This is a genomic window from uncultured Brachyspira sp. (assembly GCF_949287625.1).
Lineage (GTDB): Bacteria > Spirochaetota > Brachyspiria > Brachyspirales > Brachyspiraceae > Brachyspira.
This window is the reverse complement of the sequence record NZ_CASEGO010000064.1, coordinates 1-16,119: the sequence shown is the minus strand read 5'-3', so window position 1 is coordinate 16,119 and position 16,119 is coordinate 1. Positions and strand designations below refer to the sequence as shown.

The 16,119-nt window shown below is 27.9% G+C and carries 14 protein-coding genes; 10 read left to right on the top strand and 4 right to left on the bottom strand.

All coding sequences use genetic code 11. The features are described 5' to 3' along the window. Positions 1 to 201: 201 nt before the first annotated feature. The 7 genes from Q1X91_RS10230 to Q1X91_RS10200 all read left to right on the top strand — a co-directional run bounded on the left by Q1X91_RS10230 (position 202) and on the right by Q1X91_RS10200 (position 7,042). Entirely contained in the window at positions 202 to 1,170 is a 969-nt protein-coding gene (locus tag Q1X91_RS10230) for an ABC transporter substrate-binding protein (RefSeq protein ID WP_300756787.1), read from the top strand. A 68-nt stretch (positions 1,171 to 1,238) separates the two neighbouring features. Beyond that, on the top strand, positions 1,239 to 2,147 hold the full coding sequence (locus tag Q1X91_RS10225; protein WP_300756783.1) for an ABC transporter permease: 909 nt from the start codon (positions 1,239 to 1,241) through the stop codon (positions 2,145 to 2,147). A 29-nt stretch (positions 2,148 to 2,176) separates the two neighbouring features. Next, complete coding sequence (locus Q1X91_RS10220) at positions 2,177 to 2,965, top strand: ATP-binding cassette domain-containing protein (RefSeq protein ID WP_020005840.1); 789 nt, start codon at positions 2,177 to 2,179, stop codon at positions 2,963 to 2,965. Between the two features lie 117 nt (positions 2,966 to 3,082). Next, a complete protein-coding gene (locus Q1X91_RS10215; RefSeq protein WP_300756776.1) occupies positions 3,083 to 5,041 on the top strand; it encodes a hypothetical protein in 1,959 nt (652 codons plus the stop codon). 65 nt (positions 5,042 to 5,106) lie between these two features. Next, on the top strand, positions 5,107 to 5,622 hold the full coding sequence (locus Q1X91_RS10210; RefSeq protein ID WP_300756772.1) for a hypothetical protein: 516 nt from the start codon (positions 5,107 to 5,109) through the stop codon (positions 5,620 to 5,622). Then, the gene (locus tag Q1X91_RS10205) at positions 5,615 to 6,142 is read left to right on the top strand and encodes a ComF family protein (RefSeq protein WP_300756769.1); all 528 of its coding nucleotides are present in this window, start codon (positions 5,615 to 5,617) and stop codon (positions 6,140 to 6,142) included. Before Q1X91_RS10210 ends, Q1X91_RS10205 begins: the two co-directional genes overlap by 8 nt. A gap of 66 nt (positions 6,143 to 6,208) precedes the next feature. Beyond that, positions 6,209 to 7,042 carry a DinB family protein gene (locus Q1X91_RS10200; protein WP_300756766.1) on the top strand — a complete coding sequence of 278 codons (834 nt, stop codon included), beginning with the start codon at positions 6,209 to 6,211 and terminating at the stop codon, positions 7,040 to 7,042. A gap of 128 nt (positions 7,043 to 7,170) precedes the next feature. On the opposite strand, the gene Q1X91_RS10195 is transcribed toward Q1X91_RS10200, so the two are convergent. Genes Q1X91_RS10195 through Q1X91_RS10185 form a run of 3 tightly spaced genes read right to left on the bottom strand, consistent with a single transcriptional unit; the run spans position 7,171 to position 10,437 of the window. Beyond that, the gene (locus Q1X91_RS10195) at positions 7,171 to 8,529 is read right to left on the bottom strand and encodes a TldD/PmbA family protein (protein ID WP_300756764.1); all 1,359 of its coding nucleotides are present in this window, start codon (positions 8,527 to 8,529) and stop codon (positions 7,171 to 7,173) included. Positions 8,530 to 8,533: 4 nt separating this feature from the next. Then, the gene (locus tag Q1X91_RS10190) at positions 8,534 to 9,922 is read right to left on the bottom strand and encodes a TldD/PmbA family protein (RefSeq protein ID WP_300756761.1); all 1,389 of its coding nucleotides are present in this window, start codon (positions 9,920 to 9,922) and stop codon (positions 8,534 to 8,536) included. Next, entirely contained in the window at positions 9,919 to 10,437 is a 519-nt protein-coding gene (locus tag Q1X91_RS10185; RefSeq protein ID WP_300756759.1) for a pyridoxamine 5'-phosphate oxidase family protein, read from the bottom strand. The genes Q1X91_RS10190 and Q1X91_RS10185 overlap by 4 nt, the downstream gene beginning before the upstream one ends. Before the next feature lie 75 nt (positions 10,438 to 10,512). On the opposite strand from Q1X91_RS10185, the gene Q1X91_RS10180 reads away from it, so the two are divergent. The 3 genes from Q1X91_RS10180 (at position 10,513) to Q1X91_RS10170 (ending at position 14,044) form a co-directional block, all read left to right on the top strand. Beyond that, on the top strand, positions 10,513 to 10,908 hold the full coding sequence (locus Q1X91_RS10180; RefSeq protein ID WP_300756756.1) for a secondary thiamine-phosphate synthase enzyme YjbQ: 396 nt from the start codon (positions 10,513 to 10,515) through the stop codon (positions 10,906 to 10,908). A gap of 329 nt (positions 10,909 to 11,237) precedes the next feature. Next, complete coding sequence (locus Q1X91_RS10175) at positions 11,238 to 12,245, top strand: aldose epimerase family protein (protein ID WP_300756753.1); 1,008 nt, start codon at positions 11,238 to 11,240, stop codon at positions 12,243 to 12,245. Between the two features lie 422 nt (positions 12,246 to 12,667). Further along, positions 12,668 to 14,044 (top strand): MATE family efflux transporter, encoded by a 1,377-nt coding sequence (locus Q1X91_RS10170; protein ID WP_300756750.1) that lies wholly within the window; start codon positions 12,668 to 12,670, stop codon positions 14,042 to 14,044. 54 nt (positions 14,045 to 14,098) lie between these two features. On the opposite strand, the gene Q1X91_RS10165 is transcribed toward Q1X91_RS10170, so the two are convergent. After that, positions 14,099 to 15,919, bottom strand: a complete 1,821-nt coding sequence (locus Q1X91_RS10165) for a methyl-accepting chemotaxis protein (protein WP_300756747.1) — start codon at positions 15,917 to 15,919, stop codon at positions 14,099 to 14,101. Between the last annotated feature and the right edge of the window lie 200 nt (positions 15,920 to 16,119).

The window sequence follows — 16,119 nt, the reverse complement described above, 5'->3', positions numbered from 1 at the left end:
CATAGCTATTCCTTTTTGTTTGTTGTGATAATTTAAATTATAAGGAATACCTCCTTTTTTTAAACTAAAACTGTGCAATATCTATGGCTCTTAAACAATATTGTTTTTGATTATTAATTGACATTATTATTATATGTAGTATAATTACTATATGTAGTTTTTATGATTTTTTCATCAACCATTAAATTAGGAGTTTGTTTTATGAAGTATTTATCTTCTTTATTTCTTATTATGTCTATGATATTTATTTCATGTTCTAATTCATCATCTTCTTCAAATGCATCTGGAGATAAAGTATTTAAAATAGGAATTTTACAATTAATAGAGCATGATGCTTTAGATGCTTCATACAGAGGTTTTGTTGACGGACTTAAAGAGGCTGGATATGAAGACGGAAAAAATATCACTATAGATTATCAGAATGCTCAGGGCGAACAGGCAAACTGTGTTACTATAGCTCAGAAGTTTGTTAATGATAAAAGCGATTTGATACTTGCAATAGCAACACCTGCAGCACAGGCAGTGGCTAATATGACAAAAGATATACCTATATTAGTTACAGCAGTTACAGATCCAGCAGCTGCCAAACTTGTAGCAGATAATAATGCACCTGGCGGAAATGTTTCAGGTACTTCAGATTTAACTCCAGTAGAAGCTCAGATAGAATTGTTAAATGAGATTACTCCTAACTTAAAAACTGTAGGACTTTTATATTGTTCAAGCGAGCAGAACTCAGTATTTCAAATGGATATAGCAAAGAAAAAATTAGACTCTATGGGTATAAAATATATAGACGCTACTGTTACATCAGCTAATGAAATACAGCAAATGGTACAAAGTTTAATAGGCAGAGTTGAAGCAATTTACACTCCTACTGATAATATGATAGCAGCAGGTATGGCTACAGTGGCATTAGTTGCTGAACCTGCTAAACTTCCAGTAGTTTGCGGAGAGGGCGGTATGACTATGCTAGGAGGAACTGCTACTTATGCTATAAGCTATTATGAACTTGGCAAATTAACAGCTGCTCAGGCGGTGTCTATATTAAAAGGAGAAAAACAGCCTGCAAATATGCCTATAGAAACTTTAAAAACTTTTGATTTGGTTATTAATACTAATATGGTTAATAGTATAGGTATAACTATACCAGAATCATTGTATAATAAATAATGATAAATAATAATAAATAATAAAAAGTAATAAATAAAATAAAGTAATAATAAAGAGGGTTTGTATATATGGAAGGGCTTTTACTTGCTATACAAGGTGCAGCGTCTCAAGGTATAATTTGGGGTATAATGACGCTTGGAGTTTATATAACATTTAAGGTTTTGGATTTTCCAGATTTAACTGTTGACGGCAGTTTTGCATTGGGCGGTGCTGTAAGTGCTATACTTATATCTAATGGTATGAATCCTTTTTTTACTTTATTTTTTGCTTTTTTAGCGGGTGCTTTGGCAGGATTTGCTACTGGATTTTTAAATACAAAATTACAGATTCCCGGTATTTTGGCTGGTATCCTCACTATGATAGCATTATATTCTATTAATATCAGAGTAATGGGAAACAGACCTAATATACCTCTTTTGGGAATGGATACATCTTTGACTATAATTCAAAATATGTTTTCATTGAGTAAAGTATTATCCGATTTGCTTGTAGGGTTTATATTTTCTGTAATTATTATAGCTTTAATGTATTGGTTTTTCGGTACAGAGATGGGCTGTGCTATAAGGGCTACTGGAAACAATGAAAAGATGATTAGAGCTTTGGGTGTAGATACTAATGTTATGAAAATAATCGGACTTATGATATCAAATGCTTTGGTTGCTTTGTCTGGTGCTTTAGTTAGTCAAAGTCAGGGTTATGCTGATGTAGGTATGGGAACAGGTACTATAGTTATAGGGCTTGCCTCTGTTATAATAGGGGAGGTTGTATTTGGAAATAGATTTTCTTTCTTGTACAAACTTGCTTCTGTAGTTCTTGGTTCTATAATATACAGAATAATAATTGCGATAGTTCTTCAGTTGGGACTTAAAGCTACTGACTTAAAACTTCTTACTGCGATAATCGTTGCTATTGCTCTTTCAGTGCCAGTATTAAACAGAAAGGTTACAAGAGTTGTAGGCGGTAAAAGAAAAGGTTAATAAAGGTTAATATCGGAGGGGCAAATAATATGTTGGAATTAAAAGAAGTTTATAAAACATTTAATAAAGGCACTATTACAGAGAAAAAAGCAATTAAAGGTGTTAATCTTAAACTTAATGACGGAGATTTTGTTACTGTTATAGGCGGAAACGGAGCTGGTAAATCTACGCTTCTTAATTTGATTGCCGGAGTTTATGAGGTTGATTACGGCACTATATCTGTTGATGGAGTTGACATCACAGACAAAAAAGAGTATGCAAGAGCTGGACTTTTTGGAAGGGTGTTTCAGGACCCAATGGTAGGTACTGCTTCAAATATGGGTATAGAAGAAAATCTTGCACTTGCTAAAAGAAAAGGAAAGCCTAGAACTTTGAGATGGGGAATCACTCATGCTGAAAGAGAAGAGTATGTTGAAAAATTAAAAAGGCTTGATTTAGGGCTTGAAACAAGGCTTCAGTCAAAGGTAGGTCTTTTATCAGGCGGACAGAGACAGGCTTTGACGCTTCTTATGGCAACTCTTAAAAAGCCTAGACTTTTATTATTAGATGAACATACAGCTGCTCTTGACCCTAAAACTGCTAAAAAAGTATTGGAGCTTACTGAAGAGATCATAAGAGAAGATAAACTTACAGCATTTATGGTTACACATAATATTAAAGATGCCATTCATTATGGAAACAGACTTATAATGATGAATGACGGTAATATTATATATGATGTTTCAGGCGAAGAGAAAAAATCTTTAGAAATATCAGACTTGCTCAAAAAATTTGAAACTGCTGACGGTTCTTTAAGCGACAAATTATTATTATCCTAGTATGCATACACTTAAATATACAGCGGTTTATTTTATGCTTGTAAAAAAGCTCTGTTATATGTATAATTGCAGAGGTTGGGATAAATATGTTTTCTGAAAATAAATTGCGGGGGTGTTATGATTAACAAATTTTATATAGTATTTCTTGTTCTTATACTAATTTTATCAGGCTGCAGTAACAATTCTAAATCAAGTGATAATATAAATTATACAAATACAATCAATACTAATAATATTCAGGAAGAAACAGTAACTAATATTAATGATAAACTCCCGTTCTTTGATATGAAGTATGTATATAAAGCTGTTAGAACTGATAAAGATAGTTTCAGTAATGCTTTAACAAATTATTATCAGGATGCATATTACAGTAATATTATAAATAGAAATAAAGATTTTCTTAATAAAAAACTTGTAGGAGATAATGATATAAAAAAATATGCTATAGATTTTATATCTAATGCCTATCATTACAGCTACAGAGATGATATATCAGGAGATGATTTGTATGCTGATGATTTTACTCCATTTTATGCTTCAGAATATGTATATGTAGAGAGAAATTTGGCTTTAAAAAAGGCTAGGGATTTGCTTTTAAGTATTAACAATAAAGACGCTGATATTTATTTTGCTTTATTTTTATCGCATATGGCTTGTGATTCGCTATATTGTTTTGAAGATTTGCAAAACCATTTAAAAGATTGGAAAAAAGCAGGCGGTACTAATATATCAATGATGATAGGTATTGTAAACGAACATGATAATGCAAATGAAATATATTCCAACAAAATGAATCTAATTAATTATATAATAGAAGCTCCAAAAGATTTAAGAGCTGAACAATTAATTGCTGATGCTTTTGAAAAAAAGTTCTTAAAATATATATCAAAAAATACCGGATATTTAGATGTTTATAATGAAAATAATTATAATATATCTTCTATAATCTATGAGGGTACAGCACATATATCTTCTATTGGAGTAATAAAAGATGTATTAAATACTAACATAATGAACAGATATATAAGAACCTATGCATCAGGAGCTTTAAACAGAAATAAAATAGACCCTAATATAGAATATTATGAAAACTTTTATAATATTGAAAACGCATCTCCTAAAGAAAAATATGATGAGTTTGCAGATTTGTATTTTTTAGAGTTTAATAAAAATACTTTTGTTTATGCTATTGAAAATGATAAATTAAAAGAAGTTTATTATTTCAATCCTATGTTTATTGGAAATACAAGATATGCAGTTTATGAATCAGATGAAACATTTAATTTCCGTCTTGGTGATGATTCAAAATTAACTTTGGCTAAAACTAATGCTATTAAAAATAATAATTTAAAAGATTTTGTTACCAATTCTAATTTTATTACCAATGGTAAGTTTCAAAGCGAAGAATATGCTGAGTATTTAAATGATATATTATCTTTTCCATTATATTATCCTAATTTTTTCTTATGTGATATAAATAATGACGGCAAAGAAGAGATAATGGTAACTGGTACTTATGAGCATTCTGGAGGAAGAGGAGGGATAGCATCATATACTTTGCTTTTGAAGGATAATTTGGAGCTTGATTTGGAAAGTGCAGCAGGAAAATCAATAAACAGCAGCAGCAAGCAGGGGCTGAGTACTTATCAGAAGATATATGAGGAAGAAGGAAAAAATAAAATGCTTCTTGTAGACCCTCAGGCAAATACAGCTCAGGATATATTTACAGAAAATGGTGTTGTAAGCGTTGATGAGTTTACTTATAAAAATTATAAATTTATACCTAAATTATTATGGAAGTCTGATCTAATTGAAAAAGCTCTAAAAACAGATGCTAGCTTTGATATGAATAAAGCAGGCAGTGATTCTGATAAGGCTATAATTTCTGATAAGACATTGAGAATGGCTGATAAACTTATAAGCGATAATTATTATATGGAAAGGAAAAAACTGAATGAAGACGGAAAAGAAAAATTATTAGAAAACAGACGCTTAGAGATTAAATCTATTCAGGATAAGCAGGGTAATGTGGAAGAAATAGAAAAAGAAATGATGAATATATTAGAAATGAAATAATGATAGTTTGTAATTTTTTTTGATTTATCTTATAATAATTATGTAAAATATTAAAGGTTTTTATTATGAAAAGTTTGGTTATAAGAAAAACAAATATTAATGCTCTTATATTGATTCTTCTTACTTTTATAAGTGCGGCTTCTCCTATAGTAATTCATTATTTAGGATTAAATGGAAAGGAATTTCTTCCTATATTTTTTGCTTTATCTTTGGGGGCATATATATTAAATCCTCTATTTTTAATAGCCCTTTCTATTATATCTCCTATTATAAATTATTTTCTTACTAATATGCCTATGCCTCCCACTTTATACTTTTTGATTTTTGAGGGTGTTATATTTTCTTCTATAATAGTATTTTTTAGAAATAAAAATGTTTCTTTTATACTTCTTACATTATTTGCTTTTATCTTTGCAAGATTTTCATCTGTTGTTTTAATATTTATTTTTAATGTGAGTATTGATGCTTGGTTTAGCGGAGTTTTAAGCGGATATAAAGGAATCATAGTAAATTTTGTATTTTCTGTTTTGATATACTTAATATTTAAAGAAAAAAATATTAAAGATGTTATAAATGAATAATTTTAATCCGTATAAAGTTTTTTATATAGATGATATAAAAGTAACAGCACTCGGCGATTTAGATAAAGAGCTTGGAGATGAAATAAGGGCTTTTAAGAAAAAAGAAATAAAAACTCCATTTAATATTTTTAATTGTATAGATGATTATATAAAAGCAAATAATAATCAATTTGATATACTTCTTTATATACCCTCAAATAAAAACTCATATGTTATGAATTATTTTGCTGATTATATAGCTTGTAAATTTGATATTAGAAAGTATGATTCAATAAAAATTATTAAAAATATAAAAGAACAGAAATTTTTAGAAAGTTTAAAAGAAAGAAAGGATAATATTAAAAATGCTTTTGAAATGAAAGAAAGTTTGGTATTAATAAATAAGAAGATACTTTTAATAGATGATGTTTATGCTTCAGGAGAAACTTTAAAAGAAGTTATTAAATTATTTAAGGCATTAAATTTTAATTATTATTTGGAATGTTTAATTTTTTGCTATAGAAATCATGTTTTTAGTTAAAATAAATATTGAATTATAAAAATAAAATAATATAATAAAAATAAAATTAATATAAGGATTTAAATTATGATGGAAGCTCAGATAAAAGAACTCACTAGAAAAATTGAAATGGAATCTAAAAAATTAGATAGAAAAATTAAAGATATAGAAAAAATAAAATCCAGCATAACAAAAGATTTAAAGAAGAATGTTAAAGAATTAAAAGCCAAGCAGTTAAAAAAACTTCAGGAAGAGAAAAAAAATATAACAGATAAAGTAAAGCAGATGAAGACAAATCTTATCAATGCTAAAAAAGAGGATACTACAAAGCAAGTCAGTAAAAGAATAGAAGACAGTAAGAAATTAAAGGAAAATCAGACTGTGAAAAAGCCTATAGATAAAACAGCAAAAAAAATGATGAATCTAATGGCTTTATATAATAAAAATGCTAATGAAGAACTTATTGAAGTTTTATTAAAAGTAAAAGAAGATGATTTGAAAAAAGAAACAGGAGCTTATTTTAAATCCATATATGGAATATTTAAGCATATGATTCAATGCGATATGTATTTTTTTGGTATATTCAGAAAATATTCAAACAAAAAAAATATTGCTAATGAAGAATTATTAACATATTTAAATAATGATTTTAGTTTTAATAGGGATATAGATAAAGATTTGAAAACATTGATAGAAGTAAGAGAAAAACTTGATGATGTGATAATAGCTATAGTTAATTCTATAGATGATTTTAATATAGCAGGTAAGGTAGCAGTTCCAAATAAAGAAGTAAAAAAGCCAAGATATCATTTAATAATGCATGAATTAAATCACAGCACACATCATAGGGGAGAGATTTCGGTTCTATTAGATCAAATGGGATATAAAAATGATTATTCTAATTTAATGACTATTGTGTAATTATACAAGGTACGCTGACTATAAAAATAGCAATAGAGAATTTATGTATTTAAAATTTTACAATAAATAATAAAGAGCTTATAACTAATATTATAAAGTTATAAGCTCATAATTTTTATATAAATATGTTATGAAGCAAATGATAATTCTCTAATCAAAGCACTTGGAGTATAAATAGAAGAATGATGATATTCTGTATCATTTGCAAGCATTTCTATATCATTTAATAAATCTAATACATTGCCTGATACTATAAACGGATTTGCAGTGTATGATAATTTTCCGTTTTCTATTTTTACACCTTCTGCCTGAAGAGAAAAATCTCCGCTTATAGCATTAACTCCAGAATGTGTTCCAGTTAAAGAGTTTACTAATATTCCATTTTTTATTTGGGATATAAGCTCTTCCTGCGTATTTGAGCCTTCTTCTAATATAAAGTTATGACATGATATTCCTATAGGAGTTTTAAATCCTCTTGATGCATGAGATGTAGTTTTTACAGAGTCTTTTCTTGCTGTATAATTATTGTATAAATAGCTGTTTAATATTCCGTTTGTTATAATATTTAGATTTTTTGTTTTAGAGCCTTCTCCGTCAAAATGAGTATTGTATATACCTTTATCAAATACTGGTATGTCTTTAATATTTATTATACTATTTGCTATTTTTTGATTTAATTTTCCCTGAAGAAGTGATAATTTTTTTTGTACATTTTCAGCAGAAAAAAGCCCTAAATATGCACCTAAAATTGTTCTCATAGCCTTACTTGTAAATACTGTTTTATATTTTCCGCTTTCTATTTCTTTGGCATTTAGTTTACTTATAACATTATCGGCTATATTTTTTGTGAAGGCATCTATATCAAAAAATGTATCTTTTGAAGAGTATATGTCAAAATAAGTTTTTGTGTTATTAGAATCCTTTGCTATAACTTCCGCATAGTATGTTATATTATTTTTTATCTCGCCTTTACATACTCCATTGCTGTTTATAATGCATTTTATAAAGTCATATCTGGCAAGTCCTGCAGAAGGTACATTAACTATTCTTTTATCAATCGAATATAATTTATCTTCTATAGATAATGATATTTTCTTTAATTCTTCATTAGACATATTAACTATATCATTATTTATAATATTATAAACTTCCTCGTCATCTTCTTTTTCTATTAATACATTATAATCAGGTTCGGCATTTGCATATGAAAGAGATATTTTTGCATTGTTCACTAAAGTTTCTATTGAGTTATTTGAATCTATTTTTTCAGTAAAACTTATTCCTACCTTTCCGTCTTTTATAAGTCTTAACCCTATACCTCCTGATTCAGCAAATGTATATTTATCTAAATCTCTTTCTCTCACAGAAAACTCTTCCTCTCCGCTGCTTGACATATAAACTTCTATTTCATCAATATCCTTTTCTTTATTTTTTACAGTGCTGTATATTTCTTTAATTCTGTTCATATAGTTGTTTAATTCCTGCATATTATTATCTTCCTCCTACAGTTAATTCTTTTACTCTAATTGCTGGCTGTCCAACTGTTGTAGGCACACTTCCAGAAATACTTCCGCACATACCGTCAGCTAATTCCAAATTTGAAGATACTGCTTCTATATTCATAAGAGTTTCATCTCCTCTTCCTATAAGTGTAGCACCTCTTACAGGCTCAGTAATCTTTCCTTTTTCTATTAAATATCCTTCAGAAACAGCAAAGTTATAATCTGTAGTGGCAGGATCTACTGAACCGCCTCCCATTTTTTTAGCATAAAGTCCGTATTCTATTTGAGAAATTAAATCTTCAAAGCTGGAGTTTCCTTTATCTATAAATGTATTTCTCATTCTTGAAGTAGGAGGGTATTTATAATTTTCTCTTCTTGCACTTCCAGTAACTTTTTGATTCATTTTTAAAGAGCCTAATTCATCAACTAAATAACTTTTTAATATGCCGTTTTCTATTAATACAGTTCTTTGAGCTTCATTTCCTTCATCATCAATATTGTAGCTTCCCCAAGCATTCTGTATCGTACCGTCATCAACAGCTGTAACAACATCAGAGGCTATCTTTTCCCCAAGTCTTCCGCAAAATACGCTTGCATTATCAGCAACAGAAGTGGCTTCTAAAGCATGTCCGCATGCTTCATGAAATATTACGCCTCCGAATGCATTGTCTATAACTACAGGGTATTTACCAGATTTAGGATACTTGGCATTAAGCATTTTTATTGCAGAATTAGCAGTTTCTAAAGCCATTTCATCTAAATTAATGTCTCTTATTACCTGATAACCGTCTAAAGCTCCTTTGGTTCTGCTCGCTGTCTGAGTATTAACTCCGTCAGATGCCATAGAAACCATAACTAGTCTTACATATGTTTGAGAATCTTCTTTTAATATTCCGTTGCTTGCACATACTAAAATATTTCTTTGTTTTTCCATATATCTTAAATTAACCTGTTTTATTTTATCAGATACCTTTCTTGCTTTTTTGTCCAAATATGAAAGCATTTCTATTTTTTCATCAAAGTTTATATTGAAAGGATTTATATGTAATGGGTGATGATTTTTTTCATGAGATTCTATAAAACCGTTTACTATATGCTTTTTATCATTTACTATAGAAGAAGCACTTTTAGCCAAATTTATTAAACTATCATTACTTGTATCATTAGAATATAAATATATTGTTTTTTTATTAACTATAATTCTTAAACCAACGCCGTAATTATTTCCAAGACTTGTATTATCAACTCCAGAATCTAAATATCCTATAGAGTTAATTTTTGTATCTTCAAAAAATAAGTCGGCATATTCTCCTCCGTTTTTTAAAGCCTCCTGCAAAACGGTATGCAAAAAATTTTCATCAAAATTAAAATATTTCATTTATTCTCCTTTTTTGTTTTTACTAATTCTATTGCCTCTTTACCAGTGATATGCTCTATATCTAATTCAATCATACACATAGCATTATATTCTTTATTTATAATATTATTTCTATTTTCTTTATTGTCATTAGGATAATATTTTATGGCTAGTTTTTCAATAGCTTCTCTTTTTTTATCTTCATCTTCTATAATAAAAACTCTTCCAAATACTATAACGCTTCTGTAATATGTGGTATACTCTTTCATCTTAACATCATCTTTTTCTATAATGCAAAATGACGCTTTATTATTATTTTTTATAGCATCTATTTTATAACCGCTTTTAGCTGCATGAAAAAATATTTTATTATTAGAGTAAACATAACTTAAAGGAACAGTATACGGATAATTATCATCTCCTATAAGAGCCAAAACTCCAGAAGTGCATTTTTCTAATATTTTAATACTTTCCAAATCCGATAATAATTGATTTTTTCTTTTCATCTCTCTAAACATAGAATCTATTATATACATAATAATAAAATAATCAATTGACAATCAAGGCATTATCATGTAGTATATAATTAAAATAAATCAAAGGGAGTAATAATGTATACTATAAATGTTAAAACTAAATCAAGATTCGATATAGTAGATATTACAGATGAAGTTCAAAGATGTGTTAATGAAGAGAAAGTGGAGAATGGAATTGCTGTTATATTTGTACCGCATACTACAGCAGCTGTTGGGATAAATGAAAATGCTGACCCTGATGTTGTTTTTGATATGAAAAATGCATTTAATAAATTAGTACCTCAGCATGATAATTATGAGCACAGCGAAGGTAATTCTCAGGCACATGTTTTATCTTCTTTGGTATCCCCAAGTTTGACAGTTATAATAGAGAATAAAAAAATAGTACTAGGTACTTGGCAGGATATATATTTCTTTGAATTTGACGGTGCTAGAAATAGAAAGGTTTATGTACAGATTATAAGCAAATAACTCAAGGGAGAAACTATATCCTCCCTTGATTACACTAATGGGGTAAATTAAATATATTAAATGTATGATAAATCACTTTAGAGTTTTCTCTGTATTTTTATTTAGAAATTTTTTCTTTATTAATTGACTAATTGCACCAATTAGCTCTATTATTAGTCACATATGTTTTCCTTAAAATAATTATTATACTATATAGTATAATAAAAAAATATTTATTTGTCAATATACCTTATACATGTATATAAAAATAATTAATTATAATGTTTATTATATAAATAAAATTCAAAATGATGTATAATATTTTTATAAACCACTATAAGGATATTATTATGTTTAGATCAAAGAAAGAAGATTTTGGTAAGAACTCATATCTATACACATTAGAAAATGATAAGGGCTTAAAAATAAAATTGGCAGAGGTAGGGGCAACTATAACAGGAATATTTTTTAAAGATAAAAATGGAAAAGAAATAGAAACAGCATTTGGTTCTGATGATATTGAGTTTTATACAGATAAGGCAAAGAACGGACACATGGGTGCTACTGTAGGAAGAGTGGCAGGACGTACCATTGGAGCTAAATTTAAAATAGATGATAAAGAATACAATATAACAGCTAATAAATCGCCAGATCATACTCATGGAGGTATAAACGGACTTTCTTATGTAACTTATAATTCTATACAAAAAAAAGATAATGAAGTGTTATTTTCTTATGTATCAAAAGACGGAGAAGAAGGTTATCCTGGAAATCTTAATTTGATAGTTAAATATACTATAACAGATGAAAATGAAATAATAATAGACTATATTGCCACTACAGATAAAACAACTCCTTTAAATATAATGAATCATTCTTATTTTAATTTAAATGGCGGCGGAAAAATTAATGATCATGAAATATTTATAGATGCTGATTATTATTTGGGTGATGATGAAAATGGTATTACATCAGGCGAAATATTAAAAACAAAAAATACTCCTTATGATTTCACAAAATCAAAAAAAATAGATGATATAATAAAATCAAAAGGCGGATGCGATAATTGTTTTGTATTTGATGATAATGATATAAATAAACAAAGAGTAAAAGTTATTTCCAAAGAAACAGGTATAAGTTTGGAAGTATTTACTACAATGCCTTCTGTACTTTTTTATACTGCTAATTCTCTTAATAACTGCAAAGTAAGAAATCAGACATTGGGTAAACATGAAGCTTTTTGTTTGGAAGCACAATATTTTTCATGTTCTTTAAACTTTAATCATTTCCCAAGTATAATGCTTTATCCAGACAGAGAATATAATCACAGAACTATATATAAGTTTGGACTGATATAATTATAATAGACTTGTTTTAAAACTACTTGACAAGATTATATATGAAATTTTTACAATTTATTAATTATCAAAATAATGTATTATATGTTGTATAATTTATGATTTTTGTATATAAATATTTAGTCCTTTTGCTTCTTTGGGTCACCAAAAGAAGTGTGGTGTGGCACGGCTGTGTGCTTCGCAGCAAAGCCCCACTTATAAAATAAAAAATACTAAAAATTAAAATAGTATAATTATCTATTAATTTAGTTCTGAAACAAGTCTAATATTGTAAATATTTTTTAATGAGGCTGTATTAATTACAGCTCCTTTATTTTTTATATAAAAAATTATAAAAAACATTTGACATTAGAGTATACTCCAATGCTATAATCAATTTCAAAATTATAAAAATTATGCATAATTATTTTAAGGAGATAAAATTGAGCGATATAAGTTATTCTAATTCAAATGATTTTAAAAGCAGTTATATGTTTTCAAATAAATATCTTGCCAAATTATTTATACCGCTTATTATAGAGGTATTTTTGGAGTATTTAGTTGGGCTGATAGATTCCATAATGGTTGCCAATGTAGGAGAGGATGCAGTATCGGCCGTATTTTTAGTTGATTTTGTTATAGCTTTTCTTATAAGTATATTTGCTGCCATTGCAACTGGAGGGGCTGTTGCTAGCGGGCAGTATATAGGAGCTAAAGATATAGAGCATGCAGATGATTCTATTAATCAGCTTATAAGATTTTTATTATTATTTTCTATAGTTATAACAATATTAATTTATATATTTAAAGATTATTTACTGACTATTTTATTTGGAAGTATAACAGAAGAAGTAAGAAACAATGCAAATACATATATGCTTATAGTAGCTTCATCAATACCTTTTTTGGCTTTATACAATGGCGGAGCTTCTATGTTTAGAACTATAGGCAATTCTAAAATATCAATGAAAATAATGATATCTATGAATATATTAAATGTTATAGGCAATGCTGTTTTAATTTATGTATTTAAGATGGGTATAGCTGGTGCGGCAATTTCTACATTAATTAGCAGAATAGGGGCGGCTTTCATAATTATAATTTTGGGATTGAATAAAAAAAATATAATATATATAAAAAATAAAATTAAATATAAAATGACTTTTTCTGCCATAAAAAGAATATTATCGGTAGGTGTTCCTTATGGTATAGAAAATGGTATGTTTTATTTTGGGAGATTATTGATATTAAGTTTGGTATCTACATTTGGTACAGCTTCAATAGCAGCTAATTCGGTATCTACATTGATAGCATCTTTTGAAGTACTGCCCGGAATGGCTATAGGTTTGGGACTTACTACTGTTATATCGCAATGTGTTGGTGCTAATGATTATAATCAAACTAAATATTATACTAAAAAAATTATAGCAATTATTTATATATCTCAGACTATAACAAGTATTATAATATTATCTCTTTTGCCTTTTATACTTCATATATACCATTTATCTGCTGAGGCAACATCATATACTTATAAACTGTCATGGTATCATGCTGTTATGATGATTATATGGCCTTTAGGTTATTCATTACCTGTAGTATTTAGAGCTTCTGGGGACGCCAAATTTCCTATGGCGGTAGCTTCTATATCGATGATAGTATGCAGGATAGTGCTTGCTTATGTGTTTGCACTTTATTTTCATATGGGTATGATTGGTACTTGGATAGCTATGTTCGCTGATTGGATAGTGAAGGCTTTAATATTTACTTATAGATATTTAAGCGGAAAATGGATAAAGTTTAAATATATTAATGCATAGTAAATTATAATCGGCATAATATTGTTTTTACTCATTATTATGCCGATTTATTTTTTAATTAAAACGGAAATAAGAAACCTGTTCAACTATATTATTTGATTTATCAAGTACATCTTTACTTGCACTTGCTCCGTCATTAGCTATTTTGGAAGTGTCCTGAGTTATTTTATTAATTTCTACAACGGCAGTATTTATTTCAGATACACTGTTTTCCTCTTCTATGATGGCACTTGATATTTCTGTTAGTAAAGTAAGCACATCATTAACAGATGATTCTATCTGATTTAATATATAAGATGAAGCCTGTACAGAAGCACTTCCATTTTGTATTTTATCCACAGTTTCATTAGCTATGCTTGTTATATCTTTGGCAGCATTTCCTACATTTTGAGCTAAGTTTCTTACTTCGCTTGCAACAACAGCAAAACCTTTACCCTGATCTCCAGCACGTGCTGCTTCTACCGATGCATTTAAGGCTAGTATGTTTGTTTGCAAAGCAATCGATTCTATTATTTTAGTAATGTCTGATATTTTTTTACTTGCTTCAGATATCTCAGCCATATTTTCTGATGTGGCATTAATAGCATTTACACCGTTTTTTGTGGCATTGGATACTTTTTCACTCATACTTTTTGCATTTCCTGCATTTTCGGCTGTCTCTTTTAATGATGAAAATACAAACTCTATAGATCTTGTTAATTCTTCTAATGAGCTTGCCTGAGATGTGGCTCTGTCAGATAAATTAATATTGCCGTTTGTAATTATGTTTACTGAATTGTTTATACCGTTAATTTCATTTTTCATATTATAGATTATATCGCCTAGTTTATTTTGCATTTCATTTAGTGCTCTTATAACATCTCCTGTCTGATCTCTTTTCTTTAATTCTTTTTCATCAAATAATGTATTAAAATTACCTTTAGCCATTGAACTTATTATTGATATCGTATTATCTAATGTTCTTGATATAGGTATGGCTATTAAAAGTACTAGTACAGCTTCTATAGCAGATAATATTATAAATACAGATATAATAAGAATAAGAAGTTTTAAAAGAGATGATTTTAATTCTTCATTTCCAACCTTTACAATTAAATACCATTGAGTGTTTTTTATTTTTGAAGATAAATAAGAAAAATTTTTACCTATCCATTCATAATGAGTATTGCTTAATATGTCATTTTTATGCGGAGATATTATATTATTATTAAAAGCATTTTCTTTTAATACATTACTATTATTTGAATTAACTATATATAAGCCTTGATCATCTATAATGCTTAAATCATAATTATAATTTTTTGCCAAATTTAATGTTTCATTTACTACTTTTGATAATTGAACATCAATACCAACTATTCCGTATAAGTTTCCGTCTCTGTATATAGCCTTTGAAAATGTTATTACTAGATTTTGTGTTACAGCATCAATATAAGGATCTGATATTACTATTTCTCTTGAAGCTAATGCTTTTTGATACCATTCTTTAGTTGTTTGGTCATAATCATTTGGAAGTTGTCCTACAGTATTTAATACAGTACCTCCATTTTTATACGGTATTGTGCCTGCATAAAATATATTCATTAAATCACTTTCATTTTTTAATACATTGGCAAATACTTCTAACAACTTATTAGTGTCTGTTTCTTTTTCAACATATGAGCAGAATATATTGATTCTTCCATATAAAGAAGATATATTATTTTCGAATTCATCAGATATATTTGATATATTATATTTGTTCGATGTTAAAAACCTTACTTTATATTGAGGACGGTATGCTATATAAATAAGTACGCATATTATAAATAGTGCTGCCATATATGGTATTAAAAATTTGAGTACTAAGCTATTCTTTTTTACAATATCCATCATAATTTTACATCTCCAATTAACTGCTTATAGATTATTATTTTTTATAAATTTATATAGTATAACCTATTATAAAAAAATAGTAAATAGTATGTTTTCAAATTAATTGTTTAAGAGCCATAGATATTGCACAGTTTTAGTTTAAAAAAAGGAGGTATTCCTTATAATTTAAATTATCACAACAAACAAAAAGGAATAGCTAT